Origin of the sequence: Acidovorax sp. Leaf73 (assembly GCF_916855635.1) — a bacterium.
Taxonomy (GTDB): domain Bacteria; phylum Pseudomonadota; class Gammaproteobacteria; order Burkholderiales; family Burkholderiaceae_C; genus Acidovorax; species Acidovorax facilis.
On record NZ_CAKASI010000001.1, the window covers coordinates 552,922 to 572,934 of the forward strand.

The window sequence follows — 20,013 nt, forward strand, 5'->3', positions numbered from 1 at the left end:
GAACATATTGTGAAAATCCGTAACGCCATTTTGGGGACCAGTCTGTGGGCGGTCGCTGCAGGCGCCTCGGCACTGTCCTTGGGCGGCAGCAGGGGCGTGGTGGTGTTGGGTGCCCCGGTAGATCTTTCCTTCGATATCCAGCCCGACCCAGGCACCGATCTGGCCTCTTCCTGCGTGACGGCCAAGCTGGTGGCCGGCGATACGGTGATTGGCGATGCCAAGGTGCGGGTAGTGCCTTTGCCCGACATGCGGGGGCGGTCTCCGGCGGTGCGGGTGCAGGCCGCCATCGCGGTGGACGAACCGGTATTGATGGTCACCTTGTCGGCAGGGTGCACAGGCAAGGTCACGCGCACCTACACATTTTTTGCCGAGCTTCCATCCACGGTGGCACGGTCCGCATCGCCGGTCGACGTCTCGCGGCTACCTTCCCTTGCGGCCGGTGGGGTCGAAGCACCCCGTCCGGCCCAGGGTGCAGCAGGGCAGCGCGCTGCAGGGGCTGCCACTGCGCCTGTGGCGCCTTCTCCGTTGGCATCCGTGCCCTTGTCTTCCGAAAATCGGCCCGAGCCCGTACCCAGCACCCCGTCGGTGGCCAAGCCCGCTGCGCGGACGGCACCGGTACGGCCCCCAGAGCGCCCGGTGGCGCGCCCCCAGGCCAGCGCTGAAAAAAACAAGCTGCCTACAGCCCCCAAGCCTGCTGACCGGGCTCGCTTGGTCGTCGAGCCACTCGATCTCTGGGTAGACCGTCCGCTGGCACTGCGCACCTCGCCTGAACTGTTGGTGATGCCATCAGACCAGCCCTCGGCCCAGCGTGCCCAGGCGGCAGCGCTCTGGAAAGCGATGAATGCCCAGCCCGAGGATGTCAACCAGGAGGCTGACCGGCTCAAGGCCCTGGAATCCGACGTTGCTGCCCTGCGGGCGCAGGCCGCCCGCGACCGGGCCAGCGCAGCGCAATTGCAGCAACAGCTGGAGCAGGCAGAGAGCGAGAGATTTCCTGCCACGGTGGTCTACGCGCTGGGCGGGTTGCTGCTGCTAGCACTGTTGCTCGCTGTGTGGGCCTGGGGGCGGATGCGCAGCGCCTCCGAAAAGGCGGTGCGCGCATGGCGCGATTCGGTGGCTGCGCTGGGTGGCCGAGATGCCGTGGTCGAGCATGGGGCTGCGCTGGGCCTGCCCCCCGACCCCAGCGACCACTGGCTGCCGTCCGACGAGTCCGCCGAAGCCCGGGAACCTTCCCCGGGCTCAGCTGCTGCCCCGCTGGTACCTCCTTTTGTGGCCACGGCCCCTTTGCCCAGTGCCCCGGTCCCCCTGAAGGCGACCGTTCCCCCGCCAGCACCTGCCGCTGTAGTCACGCAGCAACCCGCGCTGCACATCGTCAGCCCGGAAGAGCTTTTCGACATCCAGCAACAGGCCGAGTTTTTTATCTCGGTGGGGGAACACCAGCAGGCCATCGAAGTGCTGAAAACGCACATCGCTGAGCGCGGTGCCACTTCGCCGCTGGCGTATCTGGAGCTTTTGCGGCTGTACCACACGCTGAGCCGGGTGGAGGAGTTCACGCAACTGCGTACGCAGTTCATGCAATCGTTCAACGCGCAGGTGCCGGAATTTGCCAGCTTCCACCGCACGGGCCGCATGCTGTATCACTACACCGATGCGCTCGCTGACATCGAGGCTGAATGGACGTCTCCGTCCGTGCTGCAGCTGCTCGAAAAGCTGCTGTTCCGGCAGAACGGTGTCGGTTCGGTCGAGCCCTTTGACCTTGCGGCTTACGACGACCTGCTGCTGTTGCTCTCCATTGCGCAGACCACGCCCGCAAGTGCCCGAGGGGAGCCTGCGCCCCGCAAGCGCACCACACCGCTCGCCGCACCTCGGGACGAAACCCAGGTGCAGCAAGCGCCAGCCCCGAAGGTGCCTGCGACAACGGCGGCATTACCGCAGGACTCGCGCGCGGCGAGCCTGGAGTTCGACTTTGACGGGATGCCTCCCGCTACAGGGCGGCCAGCTCAGGCATCGGGTGTTGCAGCGCCCTCCGCACTGGATGGCGACACGCGCGGTACGCCGCTGGATCTCGACCTCGACCTCGACCTTGATCTGTCAGAGCCGCCCCATCTCACCCTGAGCGATCTGCCGGCCGTGCCGGTGACCGCGCCCCCGGCCGCGGGTCAGGCCGTCGGTTTTGGCATGGACAACGACCTGGTCGAACTGCGGCTGGAACTGGAGCAGAAGAAAGGCGACCGCAAATAGGCCGATAGGCCAATGGATCGTCCCTTCAGCGGCTCGCACGCTGGCTGTTTTGTTCCATCAGGCGCATCAAGTGCGTGGCGGTGGCTTCAGGGTCTGGGGCATTGACAAGGGCCCGCACCACCGCAATCGACCCCACGCCTGTGGCCTGCACCGGCGCAAACTGCTCGGCGCCGATGCCGCCAATGGCCACCTGGGGGTAGTGGCGCAGCAGGCGCGCATACACACCCAACCGGCCCACACCCTGCGGGGCCGTGGCCATCTTCTTGAGGGTGGTCGGGAATACGGCGCCCATGGCGATGTAGCTGGGGCCTACTGCATCTGCACGCACCATTTCTGCGTAGCCATGGGTGCTGACACCCAGGCGCAGGCCCGAAGCGCGCAGTGCTTGGAGTTCGTCGGGGGCCAGGGCATCCAGATCTTCCTGGCCCAGGTGAATGCCATAGGCACCCGCCTGGATGGCCGTGCGCCAATGGTCGTTGATGAACAGCAGCGCACCCGTGCCCTGCACGGCCCGTACGGCGGCGTGCACTTCCCGTTCAATGGCGGCAGCGTTGTCCGACTTGAAGCGAAGCTGCACGGTGGGCACGCCCGCACGCGCCATGCGGCCTACCCAGTCGGCGTCGGGCAACACGGCGTACAGGCCCAGGTGCTCAGGGCATGGGGCGAACGCTTGGGCATGTGGCACGGGTTGCAGGCCAAAATCCTCTGGCGCGTCGGGCCATTGCTCAGGCTGGAAGGTGCCGGTGCGCAGACTCTGTGCCAGCCAGGCCTGGGCCAGGCACTCCGCGTCGTGGGCAATAAAGCCCAGCGTGCTGCAGGCCTGCAGGGCTGCCAGGTAGGCGGCTTCCTGCCGCGTGGGTTCCGGGGCGGGCTCGGCGCCAAAGCCCGCGAAGGTGGCGGCGTGGTGCGCAAGAATGGCCTGCACCATGGCGCTGGTGTCGTCACGCATGTTGTTCATGGTGCCAGAAGGGGGTGCCGAGCACGGGCGTACTGGGCTGGGCCGCATCCTGCGCTGCCATGGCACCTGCCTGGCGCGCGGCGCGCCCGGCATTCACTGCGTCGGCGAAGGCGCCGGCCATGGCCACAGGGTCTTGCGCCAGTGCGACCGCTGTATTGAGCAGCACGCCGTCAAAGCCCCATTCCATCACCTGGCAGGCGTGGGATGGCAGGCCCAGCCCGGCATCCACCAGCATCGGCACGTTCAGCCGTTCACGCAGCGTTTGCAAGGCATAGGGGTTGACGGGGCCGCGCCCGGTGCCGATGGGTGCCGCCCAGGGCATCACAGCCTGACAGCCTACATCCACGAGGCGCTGGCACAGCACCAGGTCTTCCGTGCAGTAGGGCAGCACCTGAAAGCCTTCCTTGATGAGGTGTTCGGCCACGCCCACCAGGTTCAGGGTGTCGGGCTGCAGCGTGTAGTCGTCGCCAATCAGCTCCAGTTTGATCCAGGGGGTGTTGAACACCTCGCGCGCCATCTGTGCCGTGGTGATGGCCTCTTGCGCACTGTGGCAGCCTGCCGTGTTGGGCAGCACAGGCACGTTGAGCTTGCGCAGCAGCTCCCAGAAGCTGCTGCCGCTTTCGGCCGGGTTGCTGCCCTGGCGGCGCAGCGAGGCGGTGACCATGGCAGGCTTGGCGCGCAATACGGCGGCTTCGAGCACTGCGGGGGATGGGTAGCGCGAGGTGCCCAGCAGCAGGCGGCTGGCGAACTGCTGGCCGTAGAGCACCAGGGGGTCTTGGGGCGTTGAAATAGTCATGGTGTTTACTATGCTTTTGATAGCTGCTAGCGCTTGTCCATCAGGCGCTAGGTGCCAATTTGGCTTCAAGTATCAGGCGGCGGATCAGCCCCCCGTCACGGGCGAGATGATTTCCACACGGTCGCCGGGCTGCAGGGCCTGCGCGGCGTAGCGGGTGTTGGGCACAAAGGTGGTGTTCACGGCCACGGCAAAAGGCGGGCGGGCCGCGATGGCGGCCACGGCGTCGGCCACGGTGGCGCCCTCGGGCAGTTCGTGCGGGATCTGGTTGATGGAAATGTTCATGCGAAAGCGGCGGCCGCGCTGGGTGGGGGCAGGGGGGCGGGCTCCAGGTCCAGCGCGAGGTCAAATCGTTGCGAAAGCTGCGATTGTCCTGCGTTCAGCACTTCCAGCGTCACATCCAGCATCGCGGGTGCGATCATGAAGCCGTGGCGGTACAGGCCGTTGATTTCCAGCACGCCCTTGCGCGGCTGGCGGATGGCGGGCAGGTTGTCGGGCAGCGTGGGGCGGCACTGCGTGGCCAATTCCAGGATGCGGCCCTCTGCAAAGCCGGGGTGCACGGCGTAGGCGGCGGAGAGCAGCTCCAGTGTGGAGCGCACACTGGCGGGCGAGAGGTCGTCCGATTCGATTTCGGTGGCGCCGATGACGAACAGATGGTCTTCTTTGGGCGCAATGTAGATGGGGTAGCGCGGGTGCACCAGCCGTGTTGGGCGCTGCAGCGTGACATCCGGCGCGTGGATGCGAACCACCTCGCCGCGCACGCCGCGCAGTGCACTCCACTGGCCCTTGGCGCCCAGGCCACGGCAGTCCAGCACCCAGTCGGGTTGGCCAGGGGCGCCGGGGGTGAAGGCCTCGGGCGACTGGGGGCTGTGCCAGTGCGTGCGCACCGACAGCCGCTGCATTTCCACCACCAGGGCGGCCAGCAGCTGCCGGTTGTCGAGCTGGCCTTCGCCGGGCAGGTACAGGCCCTGCGCAAAACGCTGCGCGAGGGTGGGTTCCGCCTGGGCCAGCGCGGCGCCGTCCAGCTTTTGCAGGGCGGGCAGCTCTGGCACCTGGTGCTGGTTGGCCTCCAGCTGGCGCGTGAGCCGCTGGGCTTCGGCCGCGTCCTGCCGGTGCCACACGATGAGCGTGCCGGCCTGCTGGAAGAACACGGGCTCGGCCAGCGCCGCCAGCAGCTGCGGCCAGCGGGTGAGGGCGTGGTGGCCCATGCGCACCACGCCGGGCTCGGTGATGGCCGATTCGGCCAGCGGCGCCAGCATGGCCGCGGCCACGGTCGCGGCCGAATGTTCGGCGGCCGGGCTGCCCGCGTCGTAGATGTCCACACGGTGACCCTGGCGGGCCAGCTCCACCGCAAGCAGGCGGCCCATGAGGCCCGCGCCCAGAATCGCAAAAGAAGAGGGTTGAAGTGGCATAGGTCCGTCGGTGTGTCCGTGTTGGCTGGCAACCATGGACAAAACGGGGGCAGCGCCGCTCTTGGAAACTCCCCACGCCAGCATGACCTGGATCGGGTAGCGGGGCCACGTTGCAGGCAGTGCCATGCAGCGCTGCGTGCGAGCCCCAGGGTATTTCTCAGTCGCACACCGAAGAACCTGTTCAGGTTCTGAACGGAGGGACACCCCTGTTTCGTCCGGAAAAAATCAATTACAGCACAACCCTTGGCCGCTCTTTTTGCGCTAACGCATAGGCCATAATTTTTGCCATGACTTCATTGACCCCACCGACCTCCGCAGCGCGCCGCTATGTGCGCGTGCTTTCCATTGCCGGTTCTGACAGCGGCGGCGGGGCGGGCATCCAGGCCGACCTCAAGACCCTCAGCGCCCTGGGCTGCTACGGTATGACGGCCATCACGGCCATCACGGCGCAGAACACCTGCGGCGTGACGGGCATCCACGGCATTCCGCCCGAGATGCTCAAGGCCCAGATCGACGCCGTGGTGCAGGACATTGGCGTGGATGCGGTCAAGATCGGCATGCTGCATTCGCCCGAGGTGGTGCGTGTGGTGGCCGATGCCATCCGCACCTACCAGCTGCCGCACGTGGTGCTCGACCCCGTGATGGTGGCCACCAGTGGCGACCGGCTCATCGCTTCAGAAACCGTGAGCGTGCTGGTGCAGGAGCTGTTTCCGCTGGCCGAGGTGATCACCCCCAACCTGGACGAGGCCGGCTGGCTGCTGGGGCGCAGCATCAAGGGCGTGGAAACGCTGGACGAAGCCGCGCAGGCACTGTGCGCTCTGGGTGCACGTGCGGCACTGCTCAAGGGCGGCCACCTGCCTGGAGACTGGGTGGTGGACGTTCTGGCCACCCGCAGCGGTGTGCGGCAGCGGCTGGAGTCTGCACGCATTGCCACGCCCAACGGGCACGGCACCGGCTGCACCCTGTCGTCGGCCATTGCGGCACACCTGGCGCAGGGCCTGCCCTTGCAGCAGGCGGTGGAGCGCGCGCGTGCCTACATTCTGGGCGCCATCGCCGCAGGGGCTGATGTGACCACCGGCCGCGGCCACGGCCCGCTCAACCACGGCTATGCGCCTGTGGCGCAGTTGGTGCTGTAGAAATTTAAGAGTTTTTTGGCCGCTAGCGCTTATCTGGTAAGCGCTAGCAGCTCACAATTCGATAGCTATTCAACGGCCCCGTGGCCGTGTGGCCCAGGCCAGCAAAAAGCTGAACGCCAATGCCGGCAGCGCCGAGCCCGCACCCGGCAGCACCTTGGGAGCCAGGTGGTAGACGGCAATCCCCACCAGCCAGATCGCCACGGGCACCGCATTCACCTTGCGCGCCGCTGCCAGCAATGCAGGTGCATCGGTGCCAAACGCCAGCCGCCCCAGGATCACCCCAAACAGCGGCACAAATACGGAGCTGAGCAGCAGCAGGAAGGGCTCCAGGCTGTGCATGGGCAAGACCAGCGCAAGGCCAGTGCATACCGCAGCCATGGCGAGGCCCCACTTGCGCACGCCCCAGCGCGGCAGCAGGCTGTGGGCCGACACCGCACCCGAATAGGTGTCGCCATAGGCGTTGTCCACCTCGTCAATCAGGATCAGTGACAGCGCAATCAGCCCGCCCTGGGCCAGCAGCAGCGCCTGCACCAGATCCTTGCTGGGCAAGGTCAGCGCCACCAGCACACCCAGCGAGTAGCACCACATGTTGGCCAGCGCGTAACCCAGCCAGGTGCCACGCAATGCCGAGCCACCGCTCTTGCCGTGGCGCGCATAGTCGGCCACCAGTGGCAGCCACGAAATGGGCATGGCGATCACCAGATCCAGCGCAGGGAACACGCCCATGCCGCCCGCGCCCTGGCGGTTCCACAGCGCATCAAACCCCTGGGCCTGCGCCAGCGACAAAAACTGCCACGACAGCCATAGCAGCGACAACACCACGAGCGGCAGCGCCACGCGCGCAATCACCTTGCGCACCAGCTGCACCATCGATCCGCTGATGAGCAGCATCACCACGCCGCCCCACAGCAGCGTGGCCAGCACCGGCCAGTGCGCACCGGCCATGCTGCCCGACTGCTGACCGATGGCCACGGTGGCATCGCGCATCACCACCAGCTCGAACGTGCCCCAGCCCACCAGCTGCACGATGTTCAGGATGATGGGCAGGCTGGCAAAGGTGCGGCCATACACGGCGTGCATCAGCCCGGCGCTGGCCAGGCCGCTGTCGCAGCCCAGCTTGGCCACCCAGCCCAGCAGGCCCGCGCCCACGATGGAACCGGCGACGATGGCAATCAGTGCCTCCTTGGTGCCCAGCGCGGGCATCAGGTACGCCCCCACCTGCATGACCAGCAGGCCCACGCCCAGGCTGAACCAGAGCGAGGCGTGGTCATGCCACTGGAAGACGCGGCGGTCGGGGGAGACGGGGGCCAGCGCTTCGTTGTGGGAGGGCGCGGCGGGCGATGAGGACATGGATGGCTCCGTGGCAGTACAGAGCAGGGGCGGCCCGCCAGCGCGCCCCAAAGTCATTTCATTCAGGGCTGGGCCAAAGCGGACGTGCTTCCCTGCGCGAGGATGATCTCAATCAGGTTCAAAGGGACTCTCTCAGTCGGTTCCGGCAGGCCGGTCTCGACACCCCTAGCGATGGCGCCCCCGAAGGAGCGCGGTTGCCATTGTAGAGGGTGGGTCAGCGCCCGGCGTGGATGATGGGGATGGCGTAGTGCATCACGGAGTCAGCGGACGTCGGGTGGTATTGCGAGCCGTAGATTTCCAGATCCGGTCCCAGGCTGTGCGACTGGCTGGCCGACAGCAGCCAGCTGGAGTAGATGTAGTTCACCGTCGCATCGACGTTCTGGGCAGGACCCCTGTGGGTGAAGCGCGCATAGGTGGACACGGGGATTTCCATGGCCACCATGCCCGGTGGCAGCGCACCGGGGTCCCTCACTTCGATGCAGGCCAGGTAGCGCAGCTCTTCCGTGTGCGGCCCCGCCGGTGCCACGACGCCGTAGCAGACTCCGGGCACGGTGTTCGCAATCTCGCCCAGCCGGGGCAGAAACTTCGCCCACAGGGGCGGCAGCTTCTGGCCCAGGTTGTTCTTTTCGGAGTCGATGCCGTAGTAGTCCGTAGGCAGCCCGACCAACTGCATGGCAGGCTGCTGCTGGATTTCGGGTTCCAGCGAGATGTTCTGGTGAATGTGCGCGAGGTAGCTTTGGTCAAACCGGATCTTGCGCACGAACAGCGAGCGGTTGCCCATCTTGCGGTACTGCGACGGTGTGAGCCGAAAGCAATCACGGAACGCTCGCGTGAAACTCTCCTGCGTCTCGTACCCCGATGCCAGCGCAATGTCGAGCACGCTCAGCCGCGTGTTGGTCAACTGCTCCAGCGCCCGCGAGAACCGGCGCGAGCGGATGTAGGTCTTGAGGGTTTCGTTGGTCAGCGCCTTGAACATCCGCTGGAAGTGCCACTGGCTCATCCCGGCAGCCCGCGCCACCTCGGAAAGCTGGATATCGGATTCGAGATGGGCCTCGATGAAATCGATGCCCTCCTGGATTTGCCGGAGATAAAGCACGGTGGCGTCCGTTCAAGGGGTTTCAAAGAAACCGGTCATGGCCACCAGGCGATTCTGGTCGTTGTACCGGCCGTAGCTCACGCCTTCCCCGATCACTTGCCCGCTGCCATCCACCATGTTCCATTTGGCGATGCTCTGCTGGTTGTGGCTGGCGAAGTAGTGGGTTACAAAATGGCCGCCGGGCACCTGGCGATGGAAGTCGTCCATGTAGGCGGTGAGCTGGGTCCAGCCCTGGGCGGTGGCCAGCGGGTCGTTGTAGGTGCAGGCGGGGTCGAGGGACTGGGAAAACAGGGCCTCCCTGTCAGCACCCGAGTCGGTTTTCCACGACGCGGTGTAGGTGTCCCAGATGGATTGAAGGGGTTGTTGGCTCATGGTGTGCTCCTGATGGGCGGTGAATGGAGACGCCATCGTGCCGGGCGCTTGTGCGCCTTTTTGACATTTTGTGCTTATTTGTGGGCGCGTCGTTTGGGTACGAAACGACGGTGCCCCGACTCGCCTGGACTACGTGCTGGCGGAAGGCACAGACGCCGGAGCCACACCCAGCAGCTGGTGCAGCCTTGGGCTCGTGGTGGTGTACTGCAGCGCCACCTTGTCGCCCTTGAGCGCCTCGGCGGCGCCAAAGGCGGCTAGCGTGGCTTCGTGGAAGCCGCACAGAATGAGCTTGCGTTTGCCGGGGTAGGTGTTGATGTCGCCCACGGCGTAGATGCCGGGCACGCTGGTGCGGAAGGCCTCGGTGTCCACCACCAGCTGTTTGCGGTCCATGGCTAGGCCCCAGTCGGCGATGGGGCCGAGGCGGGGCGAGATGCCGAGCACGGCCACCAGCAGGTCGATTGCCAGGGCGCGGGTGCTGCCATCGGCGTCCACGACCTGCAAGGCCGTCAGCCGATCACCTGTGGTGTCGATGCCGGTGATCTGCGCGGCCTCGACATGGATGCGGCCTGTGTCGCGCAGTTGCTGCAGACGCTGCAGCAGGGCGTCGGGCGCCTGGAACACGTCGCGGCGGTGCAGCAGGCTGACGCGGGCGGCCTGGCCTTGCTCGGCCAGTTCCAAGGCGCGGGCCACGGCGGGCTCGTCGCCGCCGTGCACGACCACATGGCGCCCAGCCACACCCACGCTGGCGGGCAGGTTCTGGTAGTGGACCTGGGTGCCCACAAAGCGCTCGATGCCGTCTACCTTGAGCGTGCGTGGCACAAAGGCGCCCACACCGGCAGCAATGAACACCGTCCGGGCCAGCAGTTGTGCGCCCTGGGAGGTTTGCACCAGCAGGCGCCCATCGGCCTGCGCGGTGAGCGCCGACACCAGCGTGTTCAGGTGCCACTGGGTCTTGAACGGCGCGATCTGCTCAAGCAGCAGGTCAGCCAGCTCGCGCCCGGTGCACACGGGGATGCCGGGGATGTCGTAGATGGGTTTGTCGCCGTACAGCTCGACGCACTGGCCGCCCGCATGGGGCAGGGCGTCGATCAGGTGGGCTGTGATGCCTTGCAGGCCCAGCTGGAAGACCTGGAACAGGCCCACGGGCCCCGCGCCGATGACGACAGCGTCGGTTTCTTGAATCATGCTCAAGCCACGCGCACAGCGCCCGAAACTGGCGCTGCCAAAGACCTGTGCCACCGTGGAACTGGCTTTGCCAGGCCACTGGTGGCGTCCCCCTTGGGGGATGGCGCGAAGCGACTCAGGGGGGTCACTTGACTAGTTCGTTGACCTTGCCCGGTTTGCCATTCCACTCGTCGGCGTCTGGCAGCGCGGGCTTGCGCTTGGTGATGCTCTTCCAGCCGTCGGCAAAGGCCAGGTCGGCGTTGAGCTTGATGAAAGCGATCTGGTCGGCCGGCAGGTCTTCTTCGGCAAAGATGGCGTTGGCCGGGCACTCGGGGATGCAGACGGCGCAATCGATGCACTCATCGGGATCGATGACGAGCATGTTCGGGCCTTCGCGGAAGCAGTCCACGGGGCACACGTCCACACAATCGGTGTACTTGCACTTGATGCAGTTTTCGGAGACGACGTGGGTCATGACAGGAGTTGTGTGGGTCGGTGAAAACCCTCAATTTTAGAAGCTTTCACCGACCGTTGGTTACAGGGTCCCTCACCCCGATGGGGTGACTGGGGTTACGGGCGCTGATCTAGATCAGTTCACCAGCACGGCACCGGCCGTTTTGTGGCTCGCGGTGTCCACCAGGATCAGCGATCCGAGCACCCGGGCTTTGCCAAAGGGGGCGGCCGGAATCGCCTCTTGCAGCAGCAGGTCGACATGGCCGATGGCATTGGGGTCGAGCTGGGTGGCGGCCTCTTCGGCCAGCGTGTGGATGTTGAGCTTGTGCACCACGGCCTTGACCTTGGCCTTGACCCAGCGGTGGCCGTGCAGCGCCCAGTACACGCGGCCTGCGACCAGGGGCTCGTCGTCCATCCAGGCCACCGTGGTGCGCAGCTCGCGGCTGGCGGGCCATGCAGGCACGCTGGCGGGCGTGTCGAAGTCGTCTTCGGCGGGGGTGGCGACGGCAGGCGCCGCCAGAATCCAGTCGCCCCGCGAGACATCCACCTCGCGGTCCAGGATGATGCCGGCGCTGGTACCTGCGGGCACGTCCTTGGGGCGACGCGCATGGTCCAGCACTTGCGCCACGGTGGCCAGCTGGCCGCTGGGGAAGATCTGTACAGCGGTGCCGGGCGCAAAACTGCCCGCAGCCACGCGGCCCCAGAACACACGGCGGCCTTGCGAGGTGTCGGAGGACGACGAGAACTTCTCGACCCACTGCACCGGGAAGGCCGGTGCCAGCGCTGTGTCTGCGGGGGTGTTGGGCAGTGCTTCCAGCACCTGCAGCAGCGTGGGGCCGTCATAGCCGCACCAGCCCGCATGGGCGTCCACCACGTTCCAGCCCTTGAGGGCCGACACCGGCACCATGGCGCGCACGGTGATGCCTGCCGCCTGGGCAAAGGACTGCAACGCACCCTGGATGTGCTGCCACGCCAGAGCGGGGTCTTCCACCGCGTCGAGCTTGTTCACGGCAAACACCAGCGAGTGCACGCGCAGCAGGTGGGCCAGCAGGCTGTGGCGGCGGGTTTGGGGCAGCAGGGCCAGGCCGGGGTTCTTCCAGTCGAGCTTGGTGGCATCGACCAGCACCACGGCGGCGTCGGCGCTGCTGGCGGCCGTGACCATGTTGCGGGTGTACTGCTCATGGCCGGGCGCGTCGCCAATGATGAACTTACGCTCTTCCGTGGCGAAGTAGCGGTAGGCGACGTCGATGGTGATGCCTTGCTCGCGCTCGGCGGAGAGGCCGTCGGTCAGCAGGGCCAGGTCGGTCTCACCCTGGCGCTGCACCCCGGCCAGGTGGTCCTGCAGCACAGCCTTGCTGTCCACCAGCAGGCGGCCGATCAGCGTGCTCTTGCCGTCATCGACGGAGCCGCAAGTGATGAACTTGAGGGCGGAAATATGGTCATTTTTGCCTGTAGCGCTTGTAGGGATTGCGCTGGAAGCTATCGAATTCATAGTGGTCATCAGAAGTACCCGTCTTTCTTGCGCTTTTCCATCGAGGCATCGCTGGTCTTGTCGTCCATGCGGGTGGCGCCGCGCTCGCTCACGTCGGCGGCCAGGGTCTCGATGACGATCTCGGCCGGGGTGGCGGCGGTGCTCTCCACCGGTGCGGTGCAGGTGATGTCGCCCACGGTGCGAAAGCGCACGTCGCGTGTCTCGACCACGTCGCCTTCACGCGGCGGTGTCAGCTCGGTCACCGGCATCAGCAGGCCCTTGCGGTCCACCACCTGGCGCTTGTGCGTGTAGTAGATGCTGGGCAGGCCGATCTGTTCGCGGTCGATGTACTGCCACACGTCCAGCTCGGTCCAGTTGCTGATGGGGAACACGCGGAAGTGTTCGCCGGGCTGCAGGCGGGTGTTGAACAGGGTCCACAGCTCAGGCCGCTGGGCCTTGGGCTGCCATTGACCAAAACTGTCGCGGTGGCTGAAGATGCGCTCTTTGGCGCGTGCCTTTTCTTCATCGCGGCGGGCGCCACCGATCAGGGCGTCAAAGCGGAATTCCTCGATCGCTTCGAGCAGCGTGACGGACTGGTGCACGTTGCGCGATTCGCCGGGGTGGGCCAGTCGCACGGTGCCGCGTGCCATGGAGTCTTCGACATTGCGCACGATGAGTTCAGCACCGAGTTCCTTGGCGCGGAAGTCGCGAAAATCTGTCACTTCGGTGAAGTTGTGGCCTGTGTCGATCATGAGCAGCGGGTAGGGAATGCCGCCGCCGCTGGCCTTGGTGCCAAAGGCCTTTTCGGCGCACTTGAGCATGACCAGCGAATCCTTGCCGCCCGAAAACAGCAAGGCAGGGCGTTCAAAGGCGGCAGCCACTTCGCGCAGGATGAAGATGGTTTCTTCTTCCAGGGCGTCGAGGTGCGAATTGTTGAGGTGGTGGCTCATATCGTTGGTTTTCTTCTCAAGCAGCGCGGTATCGGTCCGGGTGTTCATGGTCGGTGCTGCAGTGGAGTCAGTGGGCCAGATGCAAACCGCACTCGCGGTTGTCTTCGCCCTTGGTGGGGTCCACGTAGTCAAAGTTGTTGGGCAGGCCGTGCTTGACGCAGTATTCGTGCAGATCCTTGGACGACCAGTGCAGCAGCGGCGCCACCTTGATCAGGCCGTCAGGGTTGATGCTCACCGGGTCCATCTGTGCGCGCACAGCGGTGTCGGTGGCGCGCAGTGCGGTAAACCACACCTTGGGGGCCGTTTCGCGCAGGGCGCGGGCAAAGGGCTCCAGCTTCACTTCTTCGGTAAAGGCTGCGTGGCGTGGGTCATCCAGCGCGGGGGTGGCGCCTTCCACGGCTTCACGGTGCGCGCGAGAGCGCCGGGGCAGGTAGATCTTGAGATTCAGGCCCAGCTGCTTGGTCACCTCGTCGGCAAAGCGGTAGGTGGCTTCGGTGTTGTAGCCGTTGTCCATCCACACCACCGGCACATCAGGGTTGACCTGCGTGACCATGTGCAGGATCACTGCCTCGAAGGGGCGGAAGTTGGTGGTGACGATGGCGGGCTGGCCCAGCCCCAGCGCCCAGGCCACCAGGTCTGGTGCGTTGCGGCCGAGGTCGGCGTTGATGCGTGCGAGATCGATTTGGCTCATGGTGCAGGGCTTGTGGGTTGGGTTCTCAGGCGGCGGCGCGGTGGGCAAACAGCGGCTGGGGATTGACGGCGTCGCCCTGGTAGAAGCCTGGGAACAGTTCAAACTGGCGCTGGGCATCGGCGGCATCCACCCCCTCGGCCAGCACCGCGCTGCTAAAGCCCGTGCGCTGCATTTGCACGAGTTGGTCGATCAGCACATCACCCGTGGCGCGGATTTCGCCAGCAAAGCCACGGCGGCGGCGCAGCAAAAAGGCCTGGCTGAACGCACGGCCATCGGTGAAGTTGGGGAAGTGCAGGTCCACGCGTTCCACGCCTTCCAGCGGCAGGGCTGTGGCGTCGGCATCGTTGGCCAACGCCACCACGCGGGCGTCGCCTTCCGCCGGGGGCTGGTGTTCGTGGGATGCAAGAAGTGTCAGGTTCATCATCGTTCGGATTTCGGTGGCAGGGCGGCTTCAGAGGCTGGGAGTTTTTTGCCAGTGCCCGAAAGGTGTGTCAAAACGCTGCTGATCGAGGCGCAAAGCACAGCCATAGCTCGGGCTATGGCGCGCATTTGCAACGATGAGCAGCGGTGTTTTGGCGTGCATGGCGGGCATAGGAAAAAGACTCTCAGCCTCTTAGGCCGTGGCCAGGGTTTCGTCTTTGTGGCGGGCAAGCTTGGCGGCTTCCTTGAACGGGTCCAGGCCGGTACGGCGCACGGTGTTCTGGAAGGTCTCGCCACTTTCGCGCAGGTCGCGGTAGGTGCTGAGCACAGCCTCGATCACGTCGGGCACTTCGGCAGCCGAGAACGAGGGGCCAATCACTTTGCCGGCCACGGCAGCGCCCGACAGGTCAGAGCCGTCGGAGCCGCCCAGCGTGACCTGGTACCACTCCTTGCCGTCTTTATCGACGCCCAGGATGCCGATATGGCCGCTGTGGTGGTGGCCGCAGCTGTTGATGCAGCCGCTGATGTGCAGGTCGATCTCGCCGATGTCATCCAGCTCGTCCAGGTCCTGGTAGCGCTGGGTGATGGCCTCGGCAATCGGCAGCGAGCGGGCGTTGGCCAGCGCGCAGAAGTCGCCGCCGGGGCAGGCGATCATGTCGGTGAGCAACTGCACGTTGGCACTGGCCAGGCCCAGGGCCTTGGCCTCTTGCCACAGGTCAAACAGGCGGCTGGCGTGCACCCAGGGCAGCAGCACGTTCTGGTCGTGCGTCACGCGGGCTTCTCCGGCGGAGTATTTGTCCACCAGGTCGGCCAGGGCGATCAGTTGTTCGCTGGTGGCATCACCCGGCGACTGGCCGGGGCGCTTGAACGACAGTGTGACGGCGCGCAGTTGCGGGTTTTGGTGCGGGTGCACATTGCGCTGCAGCCAGCGGCCGAACATCACGTGCTCTGCCGCCAGTGCGTCCAGCGATGCCTGCAGTGCTGAGGGGGGCACATCGGCAATGTTGGCCAGCTTCGGCGTCACAAAGCAGGCCGCCACGCGGTCAAACTCAGCCTGCGGAATGGTGTGGGGGCCACCGTCGATCTCGACGATCTGGCGGTACTCTTCTTCCACATCGTCGATGTACTGCTGGCCTTCGGCCTTGACCAAAATCTTGATGCGGGCCTTGTACTTGTTGTCGCGGCGGCCGTGCTCGTTGTACACGCGCACGATGGCCTCGATGTAATTCATGATCTGGTTCCAGGGCAGGAACTCGCGGATTACGGTGCCAATCACCGGCGTGCGGCCCATGCCACCGCCCACAAACACCTTGAAGCCGATCTCGCCCTGCTCATTCTTGAGCAGGTGCAGGCCCACGTCGTGCCAGCCCGTGGCGGCGCGGTCGTCCTTGGCACCGCTGATGGCGATCTTGAACTTGCGCGGTAAAAAAGCGAATTCGGGGTGCAGCGTGGTCCACTGGCGGATGATTTCCGCATAGGGGCGCGGGTCCACGATCTCGTCCACGGCAATGCCGGCCAGGGCATCGGTGGTGGTGTTGCGGATGCAGTTGCCGCTGGTCTGGATGCCGTGCATGTCCACAGTGGCCAGCAGGTCCATCACATCCGCACTTTTGGACAGCGGAATCCAGTTGAACTGCACATTGGTGCGGGTGGTGAAGTGGGCGCAGTTCTTGGGCAGGAAGGTGGTGCCCAGCTTGCCCTGGCCTTCCATGGCGGCCTTGAAGACGGCCGCTTCGGGCTCGTCGTATTCGCGGGCGATCTGGGCCAGCACGCGCAACTGGCGGCTGGCGATTTCACCGTAAGGCACAGCCACGCGCAGCATGGGGGCGTAGCGCTGCACATACCAGCCGTTTTGCAGGCGCAGTGGGCGGAAGTTGTCTTCGGGCAGCTTGCCGGTCTGCCAGCGCGTGAGCTGGTCACGGAATTGCCGTGCCCGCTGTTGCACAAATTGTCGGTCGAATTCTGTGTATTGGTACATCGTGGTCAGTGCAGTTCAGTGCGTGCAACTCAAATCAAGATCAGTTTGAAGCCCGCCCAGGCGAGCAACAGCGAGAGGATGGAGCGAATCAGGCGCTCGGGCGTGCGGGTCACCAGGCGCGAACCCAGCCAGATGCCCGGCAGTGAGCCAGCCAGCAATTGTGCAAGCAAAGGCCAGTCCACCGAGCCCAGCGAGGCGTGGCCGAGGCCCGCCACCAGAGTCAGGGGCACGGCGTACGCAATGTCGGCACCAATGATGCGCGGCAGGGGCAGCATGGGGTAGACCAGCAGCAACACCGTGACGCCAATGGCGCCCGCGCCCACCGAGGTAAAGGTGACCAGCGTACCGATGACGGCACCCATCAGCACGGGCAGGCTCCAGTGGCGAGGGCGTGTGGGGTCGCCCGTGTGGCTCTTGCGGGCTGCGGCTTCGGCCGCCTGGCGCTGGGCAGAAAACGCCACCACCTTATAGAGCGTGGCCGCTGCCGTCAGCAGCAGGGCAAAACCCAGGGTGGTGGTCATCACACGCTGCGCGGTGCTGCTGGCCGGGCCCATCACCTTGAGCGCCCACAGCGCCAGCAACGCGGCCGGAATGCTGCCTGCGCAAAGCTGGCCCACCACTTTCCAGGGCACCAGGCGCTGGCGGGCCAGGCTGACGGTGCCGCCCATCTTGGTGAAGGCAGCGAACAGCAGGTCGGTGCCCACGGCCATGTGGGGCTTGATGCCAAAGAAGAAAATCAGGATCGGCGTCATCAGCGAGCCACCGCCCACGCCGGTCAGGCCCACAATCAGCCCGACCGCAAAGCCCGCAAAAACAAACGCCAATTCATGCATGGGTGCGAATGTAGGGGAGAGGCTTATGGAAGCAAACTATTGTTTCGCTCTGCTGATATGTCAATTTGCTTATAAGCAAGTTTGGGCGCGGTTTTTTTACGCGTTTTCGGCGTTTACAGGCGCTCGGTACCCAGCGCCCTGGCCAGCTTGGCGTCTAGCGGCAGGGGTTCGACTTGCAGGCGGGCTGCCAGCAGCTCGCCACAGAGCAGCGCCAGCGTCAGCCCCCGCGCGCCCATGGCGGTGTTGACCCACAGGCCCGGAAGGTCCGTGGCGTCCACAGGGCCGACGATGGGCAGGCGATCCGGTGCGGTGCAGCGCACGGCTGCCCAGGTTTTCAGGGTAGGCGGCGCTGCTGGCCCCCCTTCGGGTTCTGACGCTGCGGTGGGGGGAGCGAGCGACGCTTGGTGGAACGCGGGCGCCAATTGCGGTGCTATTGCGGGCAGCAGTGCCTGCAACTTGCCCCAGTTGGTGGCATGGGCTGCCTGAACGTCGGCGGCGCTGGGCGGCAGGGCCTGCACATCCCGCTCAAACGTGGAGCCCATTACCCAACCCCAGCCCTGGCGGCCACCCGCATCGCCGCCGAGCGGAAAGCGGGGCACCAGGTTGCCGTTGCCGTTGGCCGGAAACGGCAGCAGCGGCGCCGCAGGGTCTGCATGGTCCCCCCACGACACCTGCCCCCGAACCGGCTGCAAAGGCCAGCGGTGGTTGAGCAGCTCCAGACTGCCAGCGCCCGCCGCAATGACCACCGTGGGTGCCTCGGCCAGCACCTGGCCCTGGGCATCCAGCGCCTGCCAGACCGTGGTGGCCGGGTGGTCATCGGCGGCGGGGGGCTCTGCGCGTCGTAGCTGTGCCACCTGGCACCTCCCTTGCCAGCGTATGCCGGGCTGCGCCAGCAAGGCCGTGGCCAGGCGGGCAGGGCGCACCCAGCCTGCCTGGTGGTGCCAGCAGGCGGTGGCATCGGGCGGTAGCTGGGCGGCAGCCAGGGCGGTGGGGGACGCAGGCTCGCTCCAGGCGGCGCCTGGGCCATCCCACCAACCGGGCGACAGGCCGGGCGTGCCATCGGTGCGATGCTCCAGCACGCCGCAAGGGTCCCAGTCCACGCCCTCGCTCAGCAGCCAGCGGGCCTGCTCCAGCGTGGTGCGGATGCCGCTGCGCGACAGGCGCGACAGCACGCTGTCGTCGGGCGACACATGGGGCGCAAACACCCCGGCGGGCAGGGCCGATGCACCTGCGGCGGGCTCGGGGGCCTGGTCCAGCACTGTGACCTGCCAGCCGCGCCGGGCCAGACTGGCGGCGGTGGCGGCGCCTGCAATGCCGCCGCCGATCACGATGCAGGGGCCGGGCAGGGCGGGTTCGGGCGTGGCCACAGGCTGGCGCGTGGTGCGCGGCTCCCAGCGTGGGTTGTAGGTGGCGTGCAGGTTGTCGCGCTTGGGCGGCACGCCGGGCACGCGGTTCACTTCAAAGCCAAATTGCGCCAGGCCATCGCGCACGGCGCGTGCGATGGTCCACGTGGCGAGCTGTGTACCGCGCCGGCAACAGCGCGCCACGGCCTTCAGAGTGTGCGGGTCCCAGATCTCGGGATTGCGCTGGGGGCTGAAGCCATCGAGGTAGATGGAATCCACCGTCAGGTTCTGCTGGCGCAGCATGGCCTGGGTGTCGCCCACATACAGGGTGAGCAGCACCCGGCCCTCGTCAAAACGCAGGCGGTGCATGCCCGGCAGCAGGCCCCACCACTGGCGGTGCAATGCCTCAGCCAGCGGCGCCAGCTCAGGGTGGACCGCGGTGGCACGCAGCAGATCGGCTGCACTCACGGGCCAGGCTTCTGTCGATACGAAATGCAGCAGCGTGGGGCGCTGCGGGTCGGCCCGCCACGCGGCCCAGGTCACCAGGAAATTCAGGCCAAAGCCAAACCCTGTCTCCAGAATGCGCCATTGCGGCTGCCCCGCCCAGGCCTCGGGCAGGCCACAGCCGTGCAGAAACACCCGGAGGGCCTGGGTGAGGCCGCCGTTTTCGCTGTGGTAGCGGTCGCCGAAGCGGGGGCTGTAGGGGGTGCCGTCCGGCAGCCACTCGATGGGTTCAGTCATGGGAACGGCAGAAGGCCGGCGTGGCGCCGGCCTGTTGGAAAGAGAAGGCGGTTTTTACCGCGAACCGCTCCAGGGTGCGTTGCGCTGTGTCACGCGCCGGGCGGGACATATCCCGCCGCAGCGTCAGCACCGCTGCCAAAAAAGTGGTTTTAGCGAAACCACTTTTTGCAGCGCTGCACTGCGCTTTGCTCCATTACGCACTGGGCGGGACGTATCCCGCCGCGGCATCTGCACCGCTGCCGAAAAAGTGATTCTCCATCTGGCGCGCCAGGTACTGGCGGGCGCGCGCATCGGCCAGGTTCAGGCGGTTTTCATTGACCAGCATGGTCTGGTGCTTGAGCCAGCCTGCCCAGGCTTCCTTGCTCACGCTTTCCCAGATGCGTTTGCCCAGTTCGCCGGGGTAGGGGGGGAAGTCGAGGCCTTCGGCTTCCTTGCCGAGCTTGATGCATTGAACGGTGCGTGCCATGGGATGTCCTTGGTGTGGGGCGAGCGAAAAAGGCTTCGCTCAGATGATTTGGATATTAAGAACTGAAATCTCAGTAGTTCCAGTTTTGAAGGGGGCCTTCCAGAATGCGTTCCATCGGTGATTTGCACCGCAACACATTCTTAAAAAG

General features: G+C 65.9%; 20 protein-coding genes and 1 riboswitch. Of the genes, 2 read left to right on the forward strand and 18 right to left on the reverse strand.

All coding sequences use genetic code 11. The features are described 5' to 3' along the window. Positions 1-9: 9 nt before the first annotated feature. The gene (locus tag LPA35_RS02665; RefSeq protein ID WP_228894886.1) at positions 10-2,238 is read left to right on the forward strand and encodes a hypothetical protein; all 2,229 of its coding nucleotides are present in this window, start codon (positions 10-12) and stop codon (positions 2,236-2,238) included. A 25-nt stretch (positions 2,239-2,263) separates the two neighbouring features. On the opposite strand, the gene LPA35_RS02670 is transcribed toward LPA35_RS02665, so the two are convergent. From LPA35_RS02670 to thiO, 4 genes are all read right to left on the reverse strand, one after another. Further along, a complete protein-coding gene (locus LPA35_RS02670) occupies positions 2,264-3,187 on the reverse strand; it encodes a thiamine phosphate synthase (RefSeq protein WP_228895936.1) in 924 nt (307 codons plus the stop codon). After that, positions 3,180-3,992 (reverse strand): thiazole synthase, encoded by an 813-nt coding sequence (locus tag LPA35_RS02675; protein ID WP_228894887.1) that lies wholly within the window; start codon positions 3,990-3,992, stop codon positions 3,180-3,182. The genes LPA35_RS02670 and LPA35_RS02675 overlap by 8 nt, the downstream gene beginning before the upstream one ends. 84 nt (positions 3,993-4,076) lie before the next feature. Beyond that, positions 4,077-4,274 carry a sulfur carrier protein ThiS gene (thiS, locus tag LPA35_RS02680; protein ID WP_055393858.1) on the reverse strand — a complete coding sequence of 66 codons (198 nt, stop codon included), beginning with the start codon at positions 4,272-4,274 and terminating at the stop codon, positions 4,077-4,079. Continuing rightward, positions 4,271-5,401: a glycine oxidase ThiO gene (gene thiO / locus LPA35_RS02685; RefSeq protein WP_228894888.1), complete on the reverse strand. Its 1,131-nt coding sequence runs from the start codon at positions 5,399-5,401 to the stop codon at positions 4,271-4,273. Before thiO ends, thiS begins: the two co-directional genes overlap by 4 nt. Positions 5,402-5,688: 287 nt before the next feature. On the opposite strand from thiO, the gene thiD reads away from it, so the two are divergent. Then, positions 5,689-6,537: a bifunctional hydroxymethylpyrimidine kinase/phosphomethylpyrimidine kinase gene (gene thiD, locus LPA35_RS02690; protein ID WP_228894889.1), complete on the forward strand. Its 849-nt coding sequence runs from the start codon at positions 5,689-5,691 to the stop codon at positions 6,535-6,537. 69 nt (positions 6,538-6,606) lie between these two features. On the opposite strand, the gene LPA35_RS02695 is transcribed toward thiD, so the two are convergent. The 14 genes from LPA35_RS02695 to LPA35_RS02755 all read right to left on the reverse strand — a co-directional run bounded on the left by LPA35_RS02695 (position 6,607) and on the right by LPA35_RS02755 (position 19,865). Then, entirely contained in the window at positions 6,607-7,887 is a 1,281-nt protein-coding gene (locus tag LPA35_RS02695) for a cytosine permease (RefSeq protein ID WP_228894891.1), read from the reverse strand. 72 nt (positions 7,888-7,959) lie between these two features. Beyond that, a riboswitch (TPP riboswitch) is annotated at positions 7,960-8,064 on the reverse strand. 37 nt (positions 8,065-8,101) lie between these two features. Continuing rightward, entirely contained in the window at positions 8,102-8,983 is an 882-nt protein-coding gene (locus LPA35_RS02700; RefSeq protein WP_228894892.1) for a helix-turn-helix domain-containing protein, read from the reverse strand. A gap of 12 nt (positions 8,984-8,995) precedes the next feature. After that, positions 8,996-9,355, reverse strand: a complete 360-nt coding sequence (locus LPA35_RS02705; RefSeq protein WP_228894893.1) for a nuclear transport factor 2 family protein — start codon at positions 9,353-9,355, stop codon at positions 8,996-8,998. Positions 9,356-9,484: 129 nt separating this feature from the next. Further along, on the reverse strand, positions 9,485-10,540 hold the full coding sequence (locus LPA35_RS02710) for an NAD(P)/FAD-dependent oxidoreductase (RefSeq protein WP_228894894.1): 1,056 nt from the start codon (positions 10,538-10,540) through the stop codon (positions 9,485-9,487). Positions 10,541-10,664: 124 nt separating this feature from the next. Further along, complete coding sequence (gene fdxA / locus LPA35_RS02715; RefSeq protein ID WP_055393870.1) at positions 10,665-10,994, reverse strand: ferredoxin FdxA; 330 nt, start codon at positions 10,992-10,994, stop codon at positions 10,665-10,667. 114 nt (positions 10,995-11,108) lie between these two features. Beyond that, complete coding sequence (locus LPA35_RS02720; protein ID WP_228894895.1) at positions 11,109-12,473, reverse strand: sulfate adenylyltransferase subunit 1; 1,365 nt, start codon at positions 12,471-12,473, stop codon at positions 11,109-11,111. Then, entirely contained in the window at positions 12,473-13,441 is a 969-nt protein-coding gene (cysD, locus tag LPA35_RS02725; protein WP_228894896.1) for a sulfate adenylyltransferase subunit CysD, read from the reverse strand. Before cysD ends, LPA35_RS02720 begins: the two co-directional genes overlap by 1 nt. Before the next feature lie 19 nt (positions 13,442-13,460). Continuing rightward, complete coding sequence (locus LPA35_RS02730) at positions 13,461-14,084, reverse strand: phosphoadenosine phosphosulfate reductase family protein (RefSeq protein WP_228894897.1); 624 nt, start codon at positions 14,082-14,084, stop codon at positions 13,461-13,463. 25 nt (positions 14,085-14,109) lie between these two features. After that, positions 14,110-14,505: a DUF934 domain-containing protein gene (locus LPA35_RS02735; protein WP_370460173.1), complete on the reverse strand. Its 396-nt coding sequence runs from the start codon at positions 14,503-14,505 to the stop codon at positions 14,110-14,112. Positions 14,506-14,535: 30 nt separating this feature from the next. Continuing rightward, positions 14,536-14,667 carry a hypothetical protein gene (locus LPA35_RS26060; RefSeq protein ID WP_255669566.1) on the reverse strand — a complete coding sequence of 44 codons (132 nt, stop codon included), beginning with the start codon at positions 14,665-14,667 and terminating at the stop codon, positions 14,536-14,538. A 30-nt stretch (positions 14,668-14,697) separates the two neighbouring features. Further along, the gene (locus LPA35_RS02740) at positions 14,698-16,482 is read right to left on the reverse strand and encodes a nitrite/sulfite reductase (protein WP_176885708.1); all 1,785 of its coding nucleotides are present in this window, start codon (positions 16,480-16,482) and stop codon (positions 14,698-14,700) included. A 29-nt stretch (positions 16,483-16,511) separates the two neighbouring features. Further along, positions 16,512-17,315 (reverse strand): sulfite exporter TauE/SafE family protein, encoded by an 804-nt coding sequence (locus tag LPA35_RS02745; RefSeq protein WP_055393880.1) that lies wholly within the window; start codon positions 17,313-17,315, stop codon positions 16,512-16,514. Between the two features lie 113 nt (positions 17,316-17,428). After that, a complete protein-coding gene (gene mnmC / locus LPA35_RS02750; RefSeq protein WP_228894898.1) occupies positions 17,429-19,399 on the reverse strand; it encodes an FAD-dependent 5-carboxymethylaminomethyl-2-thiouridine(34) oxidoreductase MnmC in 1,971 nt (656 codons plus the stop codon). Between the two features lie 193 nt (positions 19,400-19,592). After that, positions 19,593-19,865 (reverse strand): oxidative damage protection protein, encoded by a 273-nt coding sequence (locus LPA35_RS02755; protein ID WP_015013765.1) that lies wholly within the window; start codon positions 19,863-19,865, stop codon positions 19,593-19,595. Positions 19,866-20,013 lie beyond the last annotated feature (148 nt).